This window comes from Dermacoccus abyssi (assembly GCF_003515945.1).
Taxonomy (GTDB): domain Bacteria; phylum Actinomycetota; class Actinomycetes; order Actinomycetales; family Dermatophilaceae; genus Dermacoccus; species Dermacoccus abyssi.
The window spans coordinates 23,807-43,006 of record NZ_QWLM01000010.1; the positions used below are offsets into that span (position 1 = coordinate 23,807).

Below are 19,200 nucleotides of genomic sequence, written 5' to 3' on the forward strand. Positions count from 1 at the left end.
TCCGAGGGTAGGGGGTCGCTTCCGGGATTGGGCTGACATCGCATTCGCGCGGCGTGTTAGCACGAGCGTCATGGAATGGGCGTCGGTGTGAGGCGCGTGAGGTGTCTTCTGCGCGAGGGTAGGCTGGGGCGACGTTCACGAGCCCACGACTTCAGGAGCGATCATCACCGTGACGAGCGAGCCCGTGTCGAGCGCCCCGACGCCGCCGATCGACCCGAGCATGCGCCGCGGAATCTCGGTGTTCATGCCGATCCTCAACGAGGAGAAGCACCTCGAGGAAGCCGTCACCGCGATCCTGGCCCAACGCTACGACGGCCCCGTCGAGGTCGTGCTCGCCATCGGCCCCTGCACCGACCGCACATGGGACGTGGCCCGTGCGCTCACCGAACGTGACGAACGCATCACTCTCGTCGAGAACCCGACCGGACGAACCCCCGACGGACTCAACGCGGCCCTGGCCGCCACCCACCACGACGTCCTGGTCCGCGTGGACGGGCACGGCATCCTCTCGCCCGGGTACTTCGCCACCGTCGAGCGTCTTCTGCGCGAGACCGGTGCGGCCAACGTCGGCGGCATCATGGACGCCGAGGGCACGACGCCCTTCGAGGAGGCCGTCGAGTGCGCCATGAAGTCCAAGATCGGCGTCGGTGGAGTGAAGTTCAAGCAGGGCGGGGAGGCCGGCCCGGTCGAGAGCGTCTACCTCGGCAACTTCGCGCGGGAGTGGATCGAGAAGGTCGGCATGTACGACCCGCGCTACACCCGTGCCCAGGACTGGGAACTCAACTTTCGGATCCGCAAGGGCGGCGGAACGGTGTGGTTCACCCCTGACCTGCGCGTCACCTACCGCCCGCGCGCCACGCTCAAGGCGCTCGCCAAGCAGTACTTCGAATACGGCACCTGGCGGCGGGTCGTGGCTCGTCAACACAAGGGTTCGATCAACCTGCGCTATCTCGCCCCGCCGGTCGCCGTCGCGGGTGTCGTGGCGGGCAGCCTGATCGGTCTGAAGTGGCGGCCCGCGCTCGTTGCGCCGCTCGGTTACGCGGCCCTGGTCACAGCAGGCGGTGTCCGTGCGGCCTCGGGACGTTCGCCGCAGGTCATCGTCCGGATGCCTTTCGTCCTCGCCACGATGCACATGGCCTGGGGCACGGGGTTCATCACCTCGAACGTCGAGCTCGAACCGGCCGAACCAGGCGAAGCGCCGCGAGCCTGACGGAACTCCCAGGATGTGCTCGCTAGGCTGAGGTGCCGCGTAGCGCGCGGCAAGGTTCGCGGGCGAACGCAGGAGCACGAAGGAAACCATGAACTCACACAACCGTCTTGCGCGGATCTGGGCGCATCGAGCCACGCTCGACACGCTCGTCCGACGTGATCTTCGCGTGCGGTACGCGCGTTCCGTGCTCGGCTATCTGTGGACGCTCATCGATCCGCTGGCCATGGCGCTCGTCTACGCGTTCGTCTTCGGCTTCATCTACGGCGGCCACGGCAAGCCCGGTCTGTCCTCGTCGTCCGACCAGAAGTGGGCGAGCACCGACGGTGTTCCGATCGTGCTGTTCCTCGTCGCGGGTCTGCTCGCCTACAACTGGTTCAGCAACGTGATCAACGAGAGTTCGCGCGCGCTCTACGCCGAACGCCTCCTCGTGCGCTCGACCAACCTGCCCCGCGAGCTGTGGGTCATGCGCGTCGTCATCTCGAAGGGCATCGAGCATCTGCTCTCCCTGCCGATCCTGTTGGGCTTCCTCGTCTTCTACATGCTCCGGGGGGAGGTGAGCCTGAGTTGGGAAATCGTGTTCTGGATCCCTGCCCTCATCGTCCAGTTCATCCTGCTCACGGGTATCGGCCTCGTCATGGCGCCCGTGACCGCGCTCGTCGACGACTTCGCCCGCATTACGCGCATCGGCCTGCGCGTGCTGTTCTACGTCACCCCGATCGTGTATTCACTGCACTTCCTCGAAGCGAAGCTGCCCGAGGGCTGGGGCTGGGCCAAGGTCCTCATCCAGCTCAACCCCCTCACGGGTATCGCCGACATGTACCGGGCCGGCTTCGTCACCGAGTACGGCCCCGACTGGATGGCGTGGCTGTATGCCCTCATCGTGTCGCTCGCGTGGCTCGCGTTCGGTTCGTGGGTGTTCCGCAAGCTCGAACCGGCCATCCTCAAGGAGATCTGACATGGCAGTGGAGTGGAAGACCCCCGAGGGTGAACCCGTCATCCAGGTCCATGACCTCGGCATCGAGTTCCTCAAGGGACGCAAGCGCAACCTGTCGCTGCGCGAGCTCGTGTACCGCCGACGCACGACCTACGAGAAGGAGACGTTCTGGGCGCTGCGCAACGTCAGCTTCGACGTCGGGCGCGCGGAAGCGGTCGGCCTCGTCGGGGCGAACGGTGGCGGCAAGTCGACGCTGCTCAAGATGATCGCCGGCACGCTCCTGCCCGATGAGGGCTATGCGGAGGTCACCGAGGGCGTCGCCCCGATGATCGAGCTCACCGGTGGATTCATCGGCGAGCTGTCCGCGCGCGAGAACATCTACCTCATGGCTGGACTTCACGGCATGAAGAAGGAAACCGTCGACGCGCGGTTCGACGACATCGTGAAGTTCGCGGGCCCCCAGGTGGAACGAGGGCTCGACCTGCCGTTCCGTCACTTCAGTTCGGGTATGCAGGTGCGCCTGGGCTTCTCCGTCATCACCCAGCTCGACGAACCGATCATCCTCGTCGACGAGGTGCTCGCCGTCGGCGACCGAGCCTTCCGCGAGCAGTGCTACAAGCGCATGGAGGAGTTGCTCGCCGAGGGGCGCAGCATGTTCCTCGTGAGCCACTCCGAGGGCGACCTCAAGCGTTTCTGCACGCGCGGGCTGTATCTCTCGGGCGGCACACTCGTCGACGACGGACCGATGAAGGACGTCCTCGACCACTACAACAAGGACCTCGACGCCGGCATCTCCTGATCCCGGAACGACGAAGCCGCTGCCACTCCCGATGAGGGGGGCAGCGGCTTCGGTCGTCGTCAGGGGGCGTGCACGCCCTCCTGGGCGAGGAGGGCGTCGAGTTCGCCCGGGGCGGCATGGCCTCGGACGACGACGACGCTTCCGCCTCGCGCCCAGCAGCGCAGCATCTGCGCCGGGTCGGGTGCCGGAAGGTAATGGCGTGCCGCCTCAGAGCTACCGGTGTCGTCCGATTCGCTCGCAGCGCCCGATCCGCTGGGGGAGACGAGATCGCGGAAGGTGACCTCGTCACCCGCCCTGATCCAGGCCACGTCGCTGCCCGAGGGGACGTCGAACGGCTCGAAGTGGTCGGGGTAAGTGCTCAGCTCACGGGCGTCGTCGAGGGCGCCGGCAGGCACCGCAACGGACGCGCCGCGGGCGAGCATCTCGAGGGTGACGACGACCTGGCCCCCCGCGAAGTCGGGGGAGGGGACGTTCGTCACGAGGACGTCGAAGCCCGCCTCGTCGCGGACCTCATCGGTGTCGCTGTCGGTGAAGACGACGCACGCGCCGAGTGACCAGGCGGCCAGACACCAGTACGCCGTGCGCCAGTGAGCGGCAGGCAGATCGATGCCGACCCGCGTGCCGATCTCGACGTCGAACTCCTCCGCGAGCAGGCCCGCTCCCTTGCTCACCCAGTTCGTCAGCACCTTGGCCGAGAGCTCGATGCGCTCGCCGCGCGTCTCCTCGTCGCTGCGGTCGTAGAACGTCAGCCGCGGCGCCGTGGCGTCGCGGCGGGTCATCGTCTCGAGCACCTGCCAGGGAGTCGTGGTCATGACGTGAGCACCGAGGCGAGGCGGTCGTCGACGAGCGCGACCTCGTCCGCCGTCAACGGCGCATTGAGGCAGTAGGCCAGGTCGTCGATCATCTGCTGGTTGCTGCGCGTGCCCACGGCGATCGAGTCGACGAAGGGGTGGCCGAGGCTGTACGCGACGCACAGGTCGGCGACGTTCGCGCGACCGAGTTCGTGCGCGAGCAGGACGAGCTGCCGGTTGAGTTCGGTGGGTTCGAAGACGGTACCGCCCGCGAACGTCGCGTGCGTGGTGACGACGACGTCGCGATCGGCCAGCACCTCTCGCGCGCCGCTGAGGGCACGGTCGGCGACACCGAGCGGGAACTGCACGTAGCCGAGATCCGTCAACTCCAGAGCGCGGCGCAACTCTTCGAGGGACTCGACGTTGACCCCGATCCGGCCCACCTCTCCCGACTCGCGGTAGTCGCGCAGTCGTGCCAGCCCGTGCCGTCGGCGCTGTGCGCCTCATCGACGTTGGCCATGAGCACGGCCGAGGCCTTGCGCCGTCCGAGTTCGGCGAACGAGCGCTCGAGCTGGGCCTCCACCGTCGCGGCGGCCAGACGCGGGTCGTTCGTGCGGATCTCGCGCAGCCGAGAGATGAAGTGCAGACGCTGGGTGAGCTGCGGTTCACCGCACTTGTGCAGGATCTCCTCGGCGTTGTGATCGCCGCGGCCCACCTCGACGTGGTTGACGCCGCGGTTGACGGCCGTGGCGAGCATCGCGCGGATCTCGGTGGAGGAGGGGGCCTGCGGGCCGGCGAAGGCCTGACCGCCGAGGATCATGACCGACTGGTCGAGTTCGCTGTCGTCACGGCGCGGCACGCTGGGGCCGGCGGTGAAGGCGCTGCCGCCGATCTCGTTGATGAGATCGACCCACGGCACGCTCACCGGGTCGCTCTTGTCGGCGAACAGGCGACAGACGCGGTCGTAGTCGGACAGGACGTCGACCGTGCAGCGGAATCGCTCGGGATCGCCCGGGTTGTCCTTCGGCACGTAGTCGAGTGTGCTGACGTTGCGTCGCAGCCACGGGGTGACGTGCTCGCGGTCGTAGAGCTCGTCGGTCTGGGCTGCGGCGCGACGCAGGTCGCGCACGCGGAAGACTTCGCACCCGAGCCCCTCCGGCATGCGGGAGACGTCGTTGCGCCCGTACTCGAAGCCGCCTTCGTCCATCGCCTCGATGAGCTCGTCGATGAGGCTCGAGTCGCCGACGGGGTTGTCGCCGGTGAGGCGCACGACGCGGTCGTCGTCGTCGAGATCCTGCGTCGCCGCGACGAAGCGTCCGAGTACGTCGTCGAGCGATCCACGCATCGCGGGGATGCCCACGCGGTGCAGGTGGTCGACGATGCGCGTGTCGTACTGCTCCTCGCTCGTGGCGACGATGACCTCGTGTCCGTCACGCGAAGCGCGTCGGGCGACGAGTTCGATGAGCGGCATCCCGGCGATCGTCATGAGGGCCTTGCCCGGCAGACGACTCGAGTTGAGCCGGGACTGGACGACGACACGGGTGCGGGTCACGGGGACCTCCGGGAGAAAGCAGGGACGAGAGCACGTGCGCTCTCACCCTAGCGACGAAGCGCCTCGATGGCGTCAGCGACGCGGCGGCGGCCGTCACCGTCGAGCAACTCCCGCCCCCGCTGCGCGCGGGCCTCCCGGGCGAGGGGGTCGCCAAGAGCACTCGCCAGTCGGCGTGTCGCGTCCTCACGGCTCGTGTCCACCGCGTGCAGTTCGTCGAGGTGGCCCACGCCGAGCGCGAGGTCGGCTTCGATCACCATGTCGTAACCGAGCCGTTGGTTGTCGATGACACACACGACCGCCGTGGGCACCCCCAGACACAGGAGTTCCCACACGGACGAGCCGCTGGCGGTGACGACGAGATCGCTGCGTGCAGCACGGGCCGCCAGATCGGTGACGGGGCCCGTTGTCGTCAACGTGACGTCGACGGGCAGGTCGTCCCGCAACGGCGCGGCCCAGGCGTCGTCGGGCGTGACGACGGTGAGATCCATCCCGACTCCGGCGGCCGCAGCGGCCCGCAGGATGATCGGAGCGACGAGCGGAGCGGCGCCCATGGGGTCGCTTCCGCCGAACACGGCGAGGACGCTGAGTCGCTCCTGCGCTCCGGGCCGTGCCCGCCCGGCGACGTCCTCGCGCAGGGCGAGGACGTCGTCGCGAAAGAGCGTGTAGGGCGCGCCGGCCAGGGCATGCCGCCCCGCCTCGACCTTCCTCGGAGTGGCCCCGGGATTCTGGTCGACGTACAGGTCGGCGTCCTGATCGGCGCCGAAGCGACCGTCGACCATGGCCGTGACGGGCAGCCCGTGCCGCCTGAGATGAGCGCCCCACGAAGGGCCGAAGTGGTACCCGTCGATGACGACGAAGGACGCGGCGAGCCCGTCGGCGAGATCCCCCAGGGCCGCCGGGTCGTCGGGCCGCGTGTGCAACGTCACTCCGGCGTCACGGTAGGAACGTTCGACCCAGTCCAGGGCCAGTTCGCCCGCGAGGTGGACGGATCGGCCGCGAGCGATGAACTCCTGCGCCAGCGCGAGCAACCGCATGGCGTGACCCACTCCGATGGACGCAGTGGCATCGGTGCGAAGGACGATGGCCGAGGTTGCCCGATCGGCGCCGGTGGGGGAGGGCTGCGTCGTCATGGCGCCATGGTGGCACGAGCGCCACGGGAGGTGACCCGCCGCGACGTGTCGAGTCCCTGAAGCCTCGCGCGCTGGTGCTAGCCTTTCGGGGAATGTCAAGAATCGGGCAGAGTTCCGCCGACGTGCCGAACGTCAGCCGCCCGATGCACGAACAACGCAATGGGAGCCCCGAGTGAGCATTCTTGAAGGATCGTCCATCCTCGTGACCGGTGGTACCGGTTCTTTCGGTAAGGCCTTCATCTCGAAGCTGCTCGCAGAGCACAACCCGAAGCGCGTCGTCATCTACTCACGTGACGAACTCAAGCAGTGGGAGTGCCGATCGCTCTTCAAGGACGACCCGCGTCTGCGCTGGTTCATCGGCGACATCCGTGACCTCGACCGCCTGCGCCGCGCCATGCACGGCATCGACTACGTCGTGCATGCGGCGGCGCTCAAGCAGGTCGACACGGCGGAGTACAACCCGTACGAGTTCGTCAAGACCAACGTCATCGGCTCTCAGAACGTCATCGAGGCGTGCATCGACGCCGGCGTCAAGAAGGTCGTCGCCCTGTCCACGGACAAGGCCTCGAGCCCGATCAACCTCTACGGCGCGACGAAGCTGACAGCCGACAAGCTGTTCATCCTCGGCAACCACTACGCCGCCGCCTACCCGACGCGCTTCGCCGTCGTGCGCTACGGCAACGTCATGGGCTCGCGTGGTTCGATCATCCCGAAGTTCAAGGCGATGCACGAGGCCGGCGAGTCGCTGCCGATCACCGATCTGCGCTGCACCCGCTTCTTCATCACCCTCGACGACGCCGTGCAGATGGTGCTCGACACGTTCGACCTCATGCAGGGCGGCGAGCTGCTCGTGCCGCGCATCCCGTCGATGAAGGTCACCGACCTCGCGCAGGCCATCGCGCCCGGCGCGCAGATGCACGACGTCGGCCTGCGCCCCGGCGAGAAGCTGCACGAGGAGATGATCTCCCCGGAGGAGGGCCGCCGCGCGGTGATCGTCAAGGACGGCAAGTACTTCGTCCTGCAGCCCGACTTCGCGACTTGGGGCTACGAGCCGCCGAAGGACGGCAAGCCCGTCGAGGACGGCTTCCACTACTCCTCGGGCGACAACGACCAGTGGTACACGATCGAGCAGCTGCAGCAGATGCTCGCCTCGGGCATCTGAGGGCGCGCGGATGCTGCCCTACGGCCGTCAGTCCATCAACGACGCCGACATCGCCGCCGTGCAGGAGGTGCTGTCGGGTGACTGGCTGACCACCGGCCCGTACGTCGAGTCGTTCGAGAAGCAGATCGGCGAACTGGCCGGCGTCGCCGAGCCGGCGGTCTCCGTCACCTCCGGCACGGCTGCGCTGCACGTCGCGTACGCCGCGGCCGAGGTCGGCCCGGGGGACGAGGTCATCACGACCCCGCTGACGTTCCTCGCAACGGCGACGACGGCGGCGCTGCTGGGCGCCAAGATCGTCTTCGCCGACATCAGCGAGGACACGGGCAACCTCGACCCCGAGGCCGCCGCCGCCGAGGTCACCGCCTCGACGAAGGTGATCGCGGGCGTCGACTACGGCGGCCACCCCATCGACGCCCCCGCGCTGTCGAAGGTCGCGAAGGATGCGGGCGCGTACCTGCTCGAGGACGCGGCGCACTCCGTCGGCGGCTCGCTGGACGGCGTGCCGGTCGGTTCCCTCGCGGACATCACGACGTTCTCGTTCTTCCCGACGAAGAACCTCACGACCGGTGAGGGCGGTGCCGTCGTGGCCAAGGACGCCGACGTCGTCGAACGTGCTCGCCGTTTCAAGGGCATCGGCATGGTCCGTGAACCCGAGCAGCTGCGCACCACGGACGAGGGCGCGTGGTGGTACGAGATGCCCGAGCTCGGGCTGAACTACCGCCTCAACGATCTGCAGGCTGCGCTGGGCACGAGTCAGCTGACGCGCCTCGCTCAGTTCAAGGCGCGGCGTCAGGAGATCACCGACCGCTACAACGAGGGGCTCGCCGGCATCAAGCAGCTGCGCCTGCCCGCTCACCGTGACGGTGCGGAGCCGGTGTGGCACCTCTACCCGTTGCGTATCACCGACGGCCGCCGTCGCGAGCTGTTCGACCACCTGCGCGGGCAGGGGATCGGCGTGCAGGTCAACTACATCCCCGTCTACTGGCAGCCGTACTACGCCGATCTGGGCTACAAGCGCGGCATGTGCCCCACGGCGGAGGCCTACTACGAGCAGGAGATCAGCCTGCCGATGTTCCCCGACCTCACCGACGGCGACGTCGACCGGGTCGTGGAGCTCATCAGGAGCTTCTGCGGAGCCTGATCCGTCACTGTGACTGCTCCGTGCCACGACGGTCGCGCCCCAGATCGGGGGCGCGGCCGTCGCGTCATGTCGAGGTCAGTCCGCCAGTCGGCGCAGCACGGCCCGGGCGTCCTCGTTGCGGCCGATCTCGACGCGACGCCCGTCCGCGAGGGCGCTCGCAAGTGGTGGGCCCGTGAACACGACGGCGGTGGGACCGCCGGGGGTGAGCGCCATGATCTCCCGCTCGAAGACACCGCTGATCGGATCGTCGGGCACATCGTCCGGGAGAACGATGGCGGGGTCGAGCGCGGCTCTTGCACCAGGTGCCTCGTTCGCGTCGACGGGCACGTCAACGTCGGGTGTGGGGTGTGGGCGCAGCACCCTGAGCGCCGTGACGTCGCGTGGCAGGTCGAACTCGAACAGCGGCCCTCGCGTCGTGACCTCAGCCATGACGAAATCGGCGCGATCGAGCGTCGCGACGGCCAGATCGGGTGCTGCTGTCACGACGAACGCCGTGGCGGTTGCGAGGTATGGCGCGGGAAGGTCGTTCGGGTCGCCGGCGACGGGCCCCTGCCACCGCAGGGGAGTGCCCGGCACGGCCAGCGAGAGCGTGATGACGGCGGGCTGCGGCGTCGACGGCAGACCGCCCGGGGCCAGTGCGACGTCGGCCGTGAGGCCCCACGGCTGCGACGTGACCCGCTCCACCGCCACGGGGTGACGCTCGCCGGCGATCTCGACACACGCCTCGAGCCGTGCACGTCGGGCGAGTGAGCCGCGCAGGCGCGTCTCGATCGTGAGGCGCAGGGTGGCGTCGTGCCACGTGGCGTCGACGAACGTGGAGCGCAGCCGGCGCGGGCGCAGAGGGTGCTGAGGTGCCTTTGCCACGACCACGGCGCGCGCGACGGCGGCGAGGGACAGCGGATTGCGTGTGGCAGCGACCTCGCGGATGAGCTGCGCGTTCGACCCGCCGGTCCGCCAGCGCGCCATCGCGCGGGCGAGGGGGAGATCGCCGTCGCGAAGAGCCCGGTGCATCAGCCGTGACGACTCGATCTGCTCGGTCGCCTCACGCGGGTCGATGATGCGGGCCAGCTCACGAGCCATCGCTTCGACGCCGTCGCGATCCTCCGGCGCCGCCGCAACGGCCGTCCCCATGAGAGAACCGAGATCGACGCGGGCGAAATAGCTGGCGACTCTGCGCGTCACCTCAGCGGGAGCGTCGTGGCTGTGCAGCACGTCCATGACCATGCGGGCCGATTCGAAGCGCTCCGCAGCGTTGCGGACGTCGGCCGTCTGCTGGGTGATCGAGGTGCCGGACTCGCGGTCACGCCAGAAGTAGACGTGCTCGCTCAGGATGTCGACGCTCGTCGCCTCGAGGTACGCCCGCAACGTCACCGGGTAGTCCTCGTAGCGGATGGGGGGAAAGGCGAAGGAGCCCTCCTGCCAGAACGAGCGACGGTAGAGCTTGTTCCAGACCATGCGGTCCCGAATGAGATCCGGTCGGGCGGCCAGGGTCGTGCGTCGTACGGTCGTCGCGAAGGGCTCCTCGTGGGTCCACGACTGATAGGAACCCCGCTCCCGGTTGAAGCGCTTGGCGTTCCCGGCCGCGAACTGCGAACCGGTCTCCTCGAGGGAGTCGACCATCGCGACGAAGCCGCGCGGCGCGACGACGTCGTCACTGTCGACGAACGTGATGTAGCGCCCACGAGCGTGCTGCGCCCCCAGGTTGCGGGCCGGGCCGAGGCCGGCGTTCTCCTGACGCAGAAGGCGGAAGCGAGGGTCCTCCTGGACGAATCGCTCGGCGATGTCCACGCAGCCGTCGGGGGAGCCGTCGTCGACGAGAAGGAACTCCACGTCCTGGAGGAGTTGGTCGCGCAGGGAGACCAGACACTCCTCGAGGTAGTCCTCGACGCCGTAGAAGGGCACGACGACACTCAGTGTCGGCGCGGACGCGTCGTCACGATCCGGGCGGGGGGAGAGGGCTGTGGCCATGATCGCTCCTGGGCAGGGGTGGCGAGGACGCCGGGGCGCCGATGAGTCTATCGACGCCCTGGGGCGCCTACCTTGGGCCGCCGGTCGCAGTGTGGCACGATGACGTGTCGGACTGCGGTGCCCCGGCGGGGCGCCCACGCCCTCTCGGTGCGAGTGCCGACGTCGACGACATCACCCACGAGGAGTTGCCACAGTGGATTCGAGCAACCACTGGTACGGGCACGCGCACGTGCTCGCCGAGTACTGCGGACTCGACGCCGAGCACCCGCCACGCATCAACGGCGTCATCCAGCACGGATGGACGTTCGTGCACGGTTTTGGGTACGGCCACAACCCGCCCGGGGGTTTCGCCAAGTACGTGTGGGGTGACGTCAACCGCCGTCGCGGCCAGGCGATCGGATGGCGCGACTACGTCACGATCGGTGCGCCCTTCCTCTACCTCGACCGGCTGCGTCCCCGAGCTGAGGACGCACCCGAACCCGAGGGGACGATCTGGTTCCCCTTCCACGGCACCGTCGACTGGGAGTCCGTGCACGGCGACCACGACCGGCTCATCCGTGAAATCCAGGAGGTCGAGGACGGCCCCGTCACGATGTGCCTGTACTACGTGGAGTACGAGCAGGACGAGATCCGTGAGCGCTACGAGGAGGCGGGCTTCCGCGTCATCACGCTGGGTCAGCGCGGAACCTTCTACCAGGGTGGCACGACGAACTTCCTCGAACGCCAGCTCGACGAGCTGCGCAAGCACAAGCGGGTCGCCTCGAACCGGCTGTCCACCGCCATGTTCTACGGCATCGCCTCCGGCCTCGACCCGGCCGTCTACGGAGACCCCATGGACATCCCCGGCATCAAGCAGGGATTCGACGGCACCCATCTGCTCGAGAAGACCTTCCCCGAACTTCACGGTGTCCATCTCGACCTCGAGCAGGCGCGCGCGGTGTGCGACGAAGAACTGGGCCGCGACTACCTCATGTCCCCGACCGAACTCGGCCTCGCACTGGGCTGGGCAGACGAGATGGAACTGCTGCGATGATGATTGACCTCGAAAACACCGGCCTCATGCGTCTCGACCGGGGCGCCATGCAGAACTGGTCGGACCTCGACGAGGCGGGCGCCCCTGCGGCTCCTGCGGTGCGAGACGTCGTCGTCTCCCTCGTCGATGCCGGTGACCGGGTGCTCGTCGTCGGCCCCACGGGAATCGACGTCGTCACCGAGCTGGCCGACATCGCGGGTCACCTCAGCGTTCTCACCCGCTCCATCCCGGACGGCTCACGCTACGCGCACGCCGTGGTGAATCGCACGAACGTCGACGTCGTGTGCGGCGATGTGCTCAATCTCGAGACGCCTCTCGGCACCTACGACATCGTTCTGGTCCTCGACGACCTGGCCCGCGTGCCCTCGCTCGAGGACGTGACGCCGAGCTGGCGCTCCGTCTTCGACGCTGTCGTCGCGTGCGTCGCCCCAGGAGGCCGTCTGGCGCTCGCGGTGGAGAACGAACTGGGGCTGCATCGCATCACGAGCCTGCGCTCGCGCTACACGAAGAACGACAACGGAGCGTGGGACGTCGTGGCCACCTACGACGCGTCACGGCCGCGGACGAGCGAAGCGCTCGACGAGGTGCTGCGCTCGACCTGCCTTGTGGCCCCCCGCGTGGCGGGCGCCTACCCGACGTGGGACGAGCACACCCTGCTCGCCTGGAACCTCGAGCGCGCCTCGGCGTCCGCCGGTCGCGTCCTCGACGCGCTCACCCTGTCGTCTCCGGCCCTTCGTCGACTCGGCGCGGACCCGACACGCGTCACGCGTGCTGCGGTACTGGCCGGACGGATCCGCGACCTGCCCGCGGGTTGGTTCGTCGTGGCGGGCCGTGACGTCGTCGCCGACGACGCGATGACGATCGTGGCGTCGGTCGACGGGTCCGTCATGACGTTCGCGGACACGCCGGAGGGTGTGCTCACGGACGACGGCCGAACCCTCACGGGCCCGGAGCACGGTGAGCTGTTTGGGGAGCTTGCCCTCGACGCCTGCGCTTCCGGCGACGCCGCACGCTTCCGCGCTCTGGTCCAGCAGTGGTGGCGCCACACTCAGGAGCAGGCCGTGGGTGACGAGCTTCCGGGGGTGTCCGCCGACCTGCGACTGGACAATCTCCTCCTCGTCGATGACGTGCTCGTCCCAGTCGCTGCAGGTCGCGCCTCCAGCCGGCTCGACGTCGCCGCCTGGACGGCGATCGTCGACTTCGTCGCCGTCCTGCGGGCACGTGGTGCGCGTCATCTGTGGCCCGCGGCCATGGACGACCGGACGATGGCCGCCACGATCGGCGCGATGGCCGGGCTGCCCCTGAGCGTCGATCTGAACGCCCTCATCGGCGAGCGTGCGACGCAGCTCGATCTGCCCGCGCATGACGTGGCCGGCCTGCTCGCCGTCATCGAGAGGCTCGAGGAGAAGAACGCTGCCCTCGCGTCGCGAGCGAACTGGTTCGAGAGCCGACTCAACATGCGCGAGAGGGAGCTGCGTGGACGCGCCAAGCGGCAGGCCGCGGAGCTCGCACTCGCGGCGCGTCAGCAGGAAACGCTGCGCAAGTCGGCCGAAGACGTGCGCAGGTCGCTGTCCTACCGCCTCGGCAACGCCGCTCTCGGCCCCCTCAAGGAGGCCAAGAAGCGCGTCATGCGCTGACGATTTTCCTTTCCACGTCTCGAGAACGACGCCGGAGCGAGTGCCTCCGCCGTCGTTCTCGTCATGGTGAGGATCAGCGGAGACGGCGCAGGCTGCGCACGCGCTTGTCGGCCGCCTTGCCCACCTCACGCACGAGCGTCTTGGGGCGCGTGACGAGGGCTGCCTTGCGGAACTGAGCGGCCAGCTTGAACGATGCGGAACTCTTGATGTCGGCGTTCGCCTTCACCATGAGGTCACGGTTTCTCGAGGCGGACAGAACCTGCCCTCGCAGGGAACGGATCGCCTTGGCGCGCACGGCCAATTCACCGTCACGTCGACGCAGGGTCTCGTGCAGAGCCGCCACCTCGTGTTCGAGGGCGACGATCCGGTCGGAGGCCTCCTCGAGCGCATAGCGCTGGGTCCAGGCGTCCGTTGCGGGTGCGGGGGAGTCCTCGCTCGTCAGCTCGATCAATTCGGGGGCCCGCTCGTCGGGGACGCCGCTCATCGACAGCCACAGGCGCAGGAGCTCGTCGTCGCTCAGGGTGGCCGGCCACGGCATGGTCGGCTCGAGCACACGCACACGCGCGGCGAAGCGGCGCCATCCCCGGGCGAGCAGCACGTCGCGCTCGATGCCCTCCTGCCCGCTCTCGTCGATGCCCGTCGTCCAGAGTGCGGCCACGCGCTCACCGTCCCACGCGATGTCGCGCCAGTCGATGTCGCGTCGCCCGTTCAGCGAGGACGACTCCATGACCCACGTCCCGATGCGTTGCGCGGTGAGGCGGAAGTCCGCCGTGTCGGCCGCAGCGATGTCGCGCAGCAGCTGGGCTTCCAGGCTGCGCGCCACGGGCACGTTGAAGGGGCGTTCGCGGGCGTCGATAGCGTCGCTTCCGCCGCCGACAGCCCACGACGCGTCGTGGATCGAACCGTCGAGCCACTGCACGTGGCCGGCGCCGTCCTCGGCGTAGAGTGCCCGGCCACGCCCACCGCAGACGGCGACGAACGACGTCGCGGCGGTGGAGAGCGCGTCGGCCGCGGCGAGACGCCCGACGAACTGCTCGACGGGGACGACCGGTTCGAGCCTCAGGTCGGCTTCGATCGCCCGGCTGACGAAGCGGCGCAGCACGTCGATCTCACGCGTCATCGTGGCCGCTTCGGGCCCCAGAACGCACCAGCGTTCCTCGCCGCCGTAGATCTCGTGGACGTTGACCACGGCGTGCCCGAGCTGTTCGAGGGCGACCCGTAGCGCCGACGCGGAAGCGGGCCGGGACGTGTCGTAGGAGACGCCGTCGGCGTCGAACACACCACGACCCGCCGGGGCTGGAGTGAGCAGCTCGGCGCTCGAGTGGACGTTGGCCACCGACACGACGAGGGTGCCGCCCGGGCGAAGGGCGACGTCGAGGCGAGCGAGCCGATCAGTGAACGTCGTCGAGTCGAAGCCCGTGAACGCCGCCTCCCACGCGGGGCCGGCGAGGACGACGTCGAGCGCGTCGCCGAGTGCCTCCGCGTCGTCGAGGAAGGTGAGGTGGGCGGCGCCGGCGAGGCGCATGAGGTTCTCGCGCTCGGCGGCGTCGAACCCGATGGCGTACGCGGTGGCGTTACGCGGGAGGACATCGCTGAGGACCGCGCTGAGAGCGTCAGACATAGGAGCTCCAATCGAAGAGGGCGCGAAGTTCGGCGGGCGGGACGACGGCGCCGGTGCCGAGATCCGCGCGGACGTGGCGGCTGAGGACAGGCTCCGCGACACCGTCGACCGGCAGCCCGGCCGCACGGGCGTAGAGCGCGAAGACGGACAGGGCATCGGCACGCACGCCGCGATGAGCGCGCATGAGCAGCAGCAGGCGTTCGAGGTAGAACGGCTCCGTGGACCCGACCTCCTCGATTGCCGAACCGAGGTCGACGACGCGGGCGCCGACCTCCTCGTAGGGGCGCACCGTGCCGGGCGACGCGGCCTGCTCGTGGGTGAGTGCCACGGTCACGCCGCCGCGTTCCACCTCGGGGCGAAGAGCCAGCGCCCGTTCCCGGGCGACGAGGTCACCGCCGAGGCCGTGGTGGGGGAAGTAGAGGAGCCGTCCGGGCTCGGGCAGGGGCGTGCGCAGATGCTCGGCCAGCGGGGGCTGGGGGATCTGGTCGCGCTTCTCGAGGTCGAGAAGATAGAGCCACGGCGCGCCCAGAGGCGTGTGATCCCGCAGGCCCGCCCGGTGGCGGTTGATCCGCGCCGACGGTCCCCAGACGAAGGCGGGAACGCCCACGAGGGCGTCGGAGGTCGGGATCTCGGCGCCGATCCAGGGCTGGACATAACCGGGAACGGTGGGGGGGAAGAGCGGCTCGTCGAGTCCGGCGTAGGCCGCCAGGACGATCGCGTTCCCGTAGTAGGCATTCGTGGGGTACATCAGCGCACCTGCACTCGGGTTCCACCCGCGACGCTGGTCGCGAGGATCGTCCGCCCACCGGTGAGGTGCTCGATGGGCAGGTCTGCGATGGCCGCGGGCTGTGCGGCCACCGGGTTCTCGTGCTCCTCGTCGACGAAGAACAGCGTGTAGTCGGCGGCGGGGGCGCCGGGCTGGGTGGGAAGATCCTCGGTCGGCACGAGATCGACGAGTGTCGTCGTGGCGACGAAGTCGGTGCCTTGGCGCGTCACCTCGACCGGGAGGTCGACGTGATCGTCGGAGCCGGGAAGGTATTTGCGCCACACCAGATGGTCGACGACGGGCAGACCCAGGTGCTCGCCGCGCAGGGTGAGGACGCCGTCGGCCTCGCTCACACGGCGAACGCTGGGCAGGACCGGCCCGGAGATGAGGGTGGCGTTGCCGAATCGGGATCGGGTGATGGCGACAGCCACGTCGTCCTGTCTCGTGATGACGTCGCCCGCGTGATCGACCCACGTCAGGTCGAAGTCGCCGAACTCGGTGCGCAACGCCAGCCGGCGCGTGGCGGAGTGCAGGAAGGGGTCGTCGGGGGAGTCTCCGGCGAGCACGGCGGCCGCGTCGAGAGTGGCTTCGAAGTGAGCGAAACCGTCCTCACCCTCGCTCACCGTGGCGCGGAACTCCACCTCGCCCCCGGGGCGGAAGACGACGATCGACACCTTGCGCGCAGGGTCGGAGAGAGAGCCCCGCAGCGTCAGAGACGAATCGTCGGCCGTGACATCCGTCAGGACGGTGGGGAAGGCCACACGGTGCAGGCAGTAGACGTTGCCGGCCGTCAGCCCGGGCTGCATGTACTGCTCCCGGGTGAGGAAGCGGCCGCGGGGGAACTGGGGGGAACCGGCGCCCGCGCCCGTGAGCATCGTGGTGCGCCGGACCCCGGCGGTCGTGCGCGAGACCTCGAAGCGCAGGGGCCACACCGTGGCACCGAGCGACGCGATCTGCTCGCGCTCCACGCGGAAGCGCAGGCCGACCGGCCCGCGGTGGCGCGACGCGTCGATCGTGTGGAACGTCTCGACGTCGAGCGGTACGCGCTCGATGCCGTTGACGAGGGACACGGTGACCGCGTCCCCGTCGGTGGCCTCGAGGTGCCCGATCTCGGCCGTGGCTTCGATCTCGAGGGCGTCGTGCGCAGCGTGATCCTCGCGGGCACCGTGAGCGTCGCTGACACCGTCGACCCACCGCACGGACGTGACGAGGGAGCGGAGCGTGAGCGAGGTGAACGGCAGCTCGTACAGCTTTGAGGGCGTGGCCGCGTTCTTGCGCCCCGGGTAGTTGAGCGTCCAGCGCCAGGGCTTGACGCGGTTGCGGCTGACGGTGGTGCCACCGACGAGGCCACCCTCGTCACGGAAGCGGGCCAGGTCGCGCAGGAGATCGGCGTCCCCGCTGCGCAGGGCGTGGTACTGCAACTGGTTGTAGCGGGTCTCCCCGGCGTGCGGGGGTTCGAGCCGGTCGACGAAGCGCTTGGACAGGGCGAGGAGCCGTTCGACGTCGTCGTCGTGGGCGACGGCGAAGGCTTGCGCGACGGCGACCATGTCGATCTCCATGAGGTGGCGGTTGGCCATGGAGCGCACCGCGGACGAGGCCTGGCGGTCGAGGACGTCGAACACCATCTCCGCGCTCACGACGCGGTCGAGGAGGTTGTCGTACTTGAAGACCTGCTGGGTGATCGAGTCACCCGATTCTCGCTCGCGCCAGTAGTACGTGGGCGTCTTGAGGACGTCCACGGTGAGGGCGTCGAGGTGGGCCCGCATCGTGACCGGCCAGTCCTCGTACTTGATCGGCGGGAACGCGTAGGCGTGATCGGTGTAGAAGTCGCGGCGATACACCTTGTTCCACACCATGCGGTCGTACGCGAGGACGGGGCGCTCGAGGATGTGGGTGGCCACGGCGTCGCGCGCACAGGGCCGGGCGTGGGCCCAGGACTGGCGGACTCCGGAGGTGCGCGAGAAGCGTCGAGCGTTACCGACGGCGAAACTCGATCCCGTGCGTTCCAGGGAATCCACCATGGACTGGAACGCGCGGTGCGGCACGATGTCGTCGGAGTCGACGAACGTCAGATAGGTGCCGACGGCGTGCTCGAAGCCGGTGTTCCGGGCGGGTCCGAGACCTGCGTTCTTCTGCCGGATGACCTGGAAGCGCGCATCGTTCGCGGCGACCCGCTCGGCGATCTCGATGCTGTTGTCCGGGGATCCGTCGTCCACGAGGACCACCTGCATGTCTCGCAGCGTCTGGCTCTGGATCGACTCGAGACATTCGAGGAGGTAGTCCTCGACGCCGTAGAAGGGCACGACGACGGACAGGATCGGGGTCGAGCTCACGATGGGCGCTTTCCGTCGTTCAGACCAGGTCCCAGGACACGGCCGTGCCCTTGGCGGCGTCCCGGGTGAAGGTGCGTCCTTCGAGGGTGGAGAACGCATCGGGTGACAGGCCGTTCGCCGGGCGGATCGAGCGGACGTTCGCGGACGTGACGGTGTCGCCGGCCTTGACGTCCTCGACGACGTAGAGGCTGCGGCGGAAGCGCAGGCCCTCCTTCTCCTGGGCGCGCGCCCCGATACGCGGTTCGCCGAGGCACTGCCAGGCGACCTTCGTCTGGGTGACGAGCTGGTTCAGCTCGTCGGGCTCCGACGAGAACGCCGAGTCGACCCCTCCACCCTCACGGCTGAGCGTGACGTGCTTCTCGACGAGCACGGCACCGAGGGCGACCGAGGCGACGGCGGCGCCGATGCCCATCGTGTGGTCGGAGTAACCGATGAGGGTGCCGAGCGCGTCCCGCATGACGGGAATGCCACGCAGGTTGGACTCGCTCGGGTCGGCCGGGTAGTTCGCGGTGCACGCCAGCACGACGATCTTGTCGTTGCCGACGCTGCGGGCCGCCTCGACCGCGGCGTTGATCTCGCCGAGCGAGGCCATACCCGTGGAGATGATGATCGGCTTGCCCTTGCTCGCCGCGTGCCGGATGAGGGGGAGGTAGACGATCTCACTGCTCGCGATCTTGTACGCGGGCACGTCGAACTGCTCAAGGAAGTCGACCGCGGTCGGGTCGAAGGGGGAGGAGAAGGCATGGATGCCGAGCTCCTTGGCGAGCGCGAAGATCGGCTCGTGCCACTCCCACGGCGTGTGCGCCTCCTCGTACAGGTCGTACAGGTAGCGGTCGGCCCACAGTTCGTGACCGGAGGAGATCTTGAAGTCGTCGGTCTTGACGTCGATCGTGATCGTGTCGGCCGTGTACGTCTGCAGCTTGATGGCGTGGGCGCCCTGCTCAGCGGCCATGCGCACGATGTCGAGGGCCTTCTCGAGGCTGCCGTCGTGGTTGCCCGACATCTCGGCGATGATGTACGGCTCGGCGTTCGGGCCGACCTCGAGGTCACCGATGCGGATGTTCTCGTGCGGGTTCTGGCTCATGCTTGGGGCTCCTCGCTCGTCTGCGATTGGCTGGGTGAC

16 protein-coding genes are annotated in these 19,200 nt (G+C 68.8%); 7 read left to right on the plus strand and 9 right to left on the minus strand.

All coding sequences use genetic code 11. The features are described from left to right. Nucleotides 1-169: 169 nt before the first annotated feature. The 3 genes from D1832_RS09430 (at nucleotide 170) to D1832_RS09440 (ending at nucleotide 2,943) form a co-directional block, all read left to right on the plus strand. Nucleotides 170-1,210 carry a glycosyltransferase family 2 protein gene (locus D1832_RS09430; RefSeq protein ID WP_338067314.1) on the plus strand — a complete coding sequence of 347 codons (1,041 nt, stop codon included), beginning with the start codon at nucleotides 170-172 and terminating at the stop codon, nucleotides 1,208-1,210. Between the two features lie 88 nt (nucleotides 1,211-1,298). Beyond that, a complete protein-coding gene (locus tag D1832_RS09435) occupies nucleotides 1,299-2,165 on the plus strand; it encodes an ABC transporter permease (RefSeq protein WP_118913640.1) in 867 nt (288 codons plus the stop codon). A 1-nt stretch (nucleotide 2,166) separates the two neighbouring features. Then, nucleotides 2,167-2,943: an ABC transporter ATP-binding protein gene (locus D1832_RS09440; RefSeq protein WP_118913641.1), complete on the plus strand. Its 777-nt coding sequence runs from the start codon at nucleotides 2,167-2,169 to the stop codon at nucleotides 2,941-2,943. A 59-nt stretch (nucleotides 2,944-3,002) separates the two neighbouring features. Here the strand turns inward: D1832_RS09440 and D1832_RS09445 are convergent, their stop codons facing one another. Genes D1832_RS09445 through D1832_RS09460 form a run of 4 tightly spaced genes read right to left on the minus strand, consistent with a single transcriptional unit; the run spans nucleotide 3,003 to nucleotide 6,416 of the window. Further along, nucleotides 3,003-3,755 carry a TIGR03089 family protein gene (locus tag D1832_RS09445; RefSeq protein WP_118913642.1) on the minus strand — a complete coding sequence of 251 codons (753 nt, stop codon included), beginning with the start codon at nucleotides 3,753-3,755 and terminating at the stop codon, nucleotides 3,003-3,005. Continuing rightward, nucleotides 3,752-4,177: an aldo/keto reductase gene (locus D1832_RS09450; RefSeq protein WP_182434738.1), complete on the minus strand. Its 426-nt coding sequence runs from the start codon at nucleotides 4,175-4,177 to the stop codon at nucleotides 3,752-3,754. Before D1832_RS09450 ends, D1832_RS09445 begins: the two co-directional genes overlap by 4 nt. Next, nucleotides 4,117-5,286: a cytidylyltransferase domain-containing protein gene (locus tag D1832_RS09455; protein ID WP_118913644.1), complete on the minus strand. Its 1,170-nt coding sequence runs from the start codon at nucleotides 5,284-5,286 to the stop codon at nucleotides 4,117-4,119. The genes D1832_RS09450 and D1832_RS09455 overlap by 61 nt, the downstream gene beginning before the upstream one ends. A gap of 47 nt (nucleotides 5,287-5,333) precedes the next feature. Next, on the minus strand, nucleotides 5,334-6,416 hold the full coding sequence (locus tag D1832_RS09460; protein ID WP_118913645.1) for a PseG/SpsG family protein: 1,083 nt from the start codon (nucleotides 6,414-6,416) through the stop codon (nucleotides 5,334-5,336). 172 nt (nucleotides 6,417-6,588) lie between these two features. Between D1832_RS09460 and pseB the strand changes: the two genes are divergently transcribed. Together pseB and D1832_RS09470 are read left to right on the plus strand one after the other, a co-directional pair. Beyond that, nucleotides 6,589-7,578 carry a UDP-N-acetylglucosamine 4,6-dehydratase (inverting) gene (pseB, locus tag D1832_RS09465; protein WP_118913646.1) on the plus strand — a complete coding sequence of 330 codons (990 nt, stop codon included), beginning with the start codon at nucleotides 6,589-6,591 and terminating at the stop codon, nucleotides 7,576-7,578. Between the two features lie 10 nt (nucleotides 7,579-7,588). Then, nucleotides 7,589-8,719 carry a DegT/DnrJ/EryC1/StrS family aminotransferase gene (locus D1832_RS09470; RefSeq protein WP_118913647.1) on the plus strand — a complete coding sequence of 377 codons (1,131 nt, stop codon included), beginning with the start codon at nucleotides 7,589-7,591 and terminating at the stop codon, nucleotides 8,717-8,719. A gap of 75 nt (nucleotides 8,720-8,794) precedes the next feature. On the opposite strand, the gene D1832_RS09475 is transcribed toward D1832_RS09470, so the two are convergent. Beyond that, nucleotides 8,795-10,687, minus strand: a complete 1,893-nt coding sequence (locus D1832_RS09475; RefSeq protein ID WP_118913648.1) for a glycosyltransferase family 2 protein — start codon at nucleotides 10,685-10,687, stop codon at nucleotides 8,795-8,797. Nucleotides 10,688-10,880: 193 nt separating this feature from the next. Between D1832_RS09475 and D1832_RS09480 the strand changes: the two genes are divergently transcribed. Beyond that, complete coding sequence (locus D1832_RS09480; RefSeq protein ID WP_118913649.1) at nucleotides 10,881-11,720, plus strand: hypothetical protein; 840 nt, start codon at nucleotides 10,881-10,883, stop codon at nucleotides 11,718-11,720. Further along, the gene (locus D1832_RS09485) at nucleotides 11,720-13,357 is read left to right on the plus strand and encodes a class I SAM-dependent methyltransferase (RefSeq protein WP_118913650.1); all 1,638 of its coding nucleotides are present in this window, start codon (nucleotides 11,720-11,722) and stop codon (nucleotides 13,355-13,357) included. Before D1832_RS09480 ends, D1832_RS09485 begins: the two co-directional genes overlap by 1 nt. A gap of 73 nt (nucleotides 13,358-13,430) precedes the next feature. Here the strand turns inward: D1832_RS09485 and D1832_RS09490 are convergent, their stop codons facing one another. The 4 genes from D1832_RS09490 to pseI are packed head-to-tail and all read right to left on the minus strand — an operon-like array spanning nucleotide 13,431 to nucleotide 19,161. Next, on the minus strand, nucleotides 13,431-14,978 hold the full coding sequence (locus D1832_RS09490; RefSeq protein WP_118913651.1) for a hypothetical protein: 1,548 nt from the start codon (nucleotides 14,976-14,978) through the stop codon (nucleotides 13,431-13,433). Then, complete coding sequence (locus tag D1832_RS09495; protein ID WP_118913652.1) at nucleotides 14,971-15,726, minus strand: hypothetical protein; 756 nt, start codon at nucleotides 15,724-15,726, stop codon at nucleotides 14,971-14,973. Before D1832_RS09495 ends, D1832_RS09490 begins: the two co-directional genes overlap by 8 nt. Further along, entirely contained in the window at nucleotides 15,726-18,077 is a 2,352-nt protein-coding gene (locus D1832_RS09500) for a glycosyltransferase family 2 protein (RefSeq protein ID WP_182434739.1), read from the minus strand. Before D1832_RS09500 ends, D1832_RS09495 begins: the two co-directional genes overlap by 1 nt. Before the next feature lie 19 nt (nucleotides 18,078-18,096). Continuing rightward, on the minus strand, nucleotides 18,097-19,161 hold the full coding sequence (gene pseI / locus D1832_RS09505; protein ID WP_118913654.1) for a pseudaminic acid synthase: 1,065 nt from the start codon (nucleotides 19,159-19,161) through the stop codon (nucleotides 18,097-18,099). Nucleotides 19,162-19,200: the final 39 nt, after the last annotated feature.

Coding starts and splice junctions, on each gene's coding strand:
- D1832_RS09435 (WP_118913640.1), top strand. CDS start 1,299: ATGAACTCACACAACCGTCTTGCGCGGATCTGGGCGCATCGAGCCACG.
- D1832_RS09440 (WP_118913641.1), top strand. CDS start 2,167: ATGGCAGTGGAGTGGAAGACCCCCGAGGGTGAACCCGTCATCCAGGTC.
- D1832_RS09445 (WP_118913642.1), bottom strand. CDS start 3,755: ATGACCACGACTCCCTGGCAGGTGCTCGAGACGATGACCCGCCGCGAC.
- D1832_RS09460 (WP_118913645.1), bottom strand. CDS start 6,416: ATGACGACGCAGCCCTCCCCCACCGGCGCCGATCGGGCAACCTCGGCC.
- D1832_RS09470 (WP_118913647.1), top strand. CDS start 7,589: ATGCTGCCCTACGGCCGTCAGTCCATCAACGACGCCGACATCGCCGCC.
- D1832_RS09475 (WP_118913648.1), bottom strand. CDS start 10,687: ATGGCCACAGCCCTCTCCCCCCGCCCGGATCGTGACGACGCGTCCGCG.
- D1832_RS09485 (WP_118913650.1), top strand. CDS start 11,720: ATGATTGACCTCGAAAACACCGGCCTCATGCGTCTCGACCGGGGCGCC.
- D1832_RS09490 (WP_118913651.1), bottom strand. CDS start 14,978: ATGTCTGACGCTCTCAGCGCGGTCCTCAGCGATGTCCTCCCGCGTAAC.
- D1832_RS09495 (WP_118913652.1), bottom strand. CDS start 15,726: ATGTACCCCACGAATGCCTACTACGGGAACGCGATCGTCCTGGCGGCC.
- pseI (WP_118913654.1), bottom strand. CDS start 19,161: ATGAGCCAGAACCCGCACGAGAACATCCGCATCGGTGACCTCGAGGTC.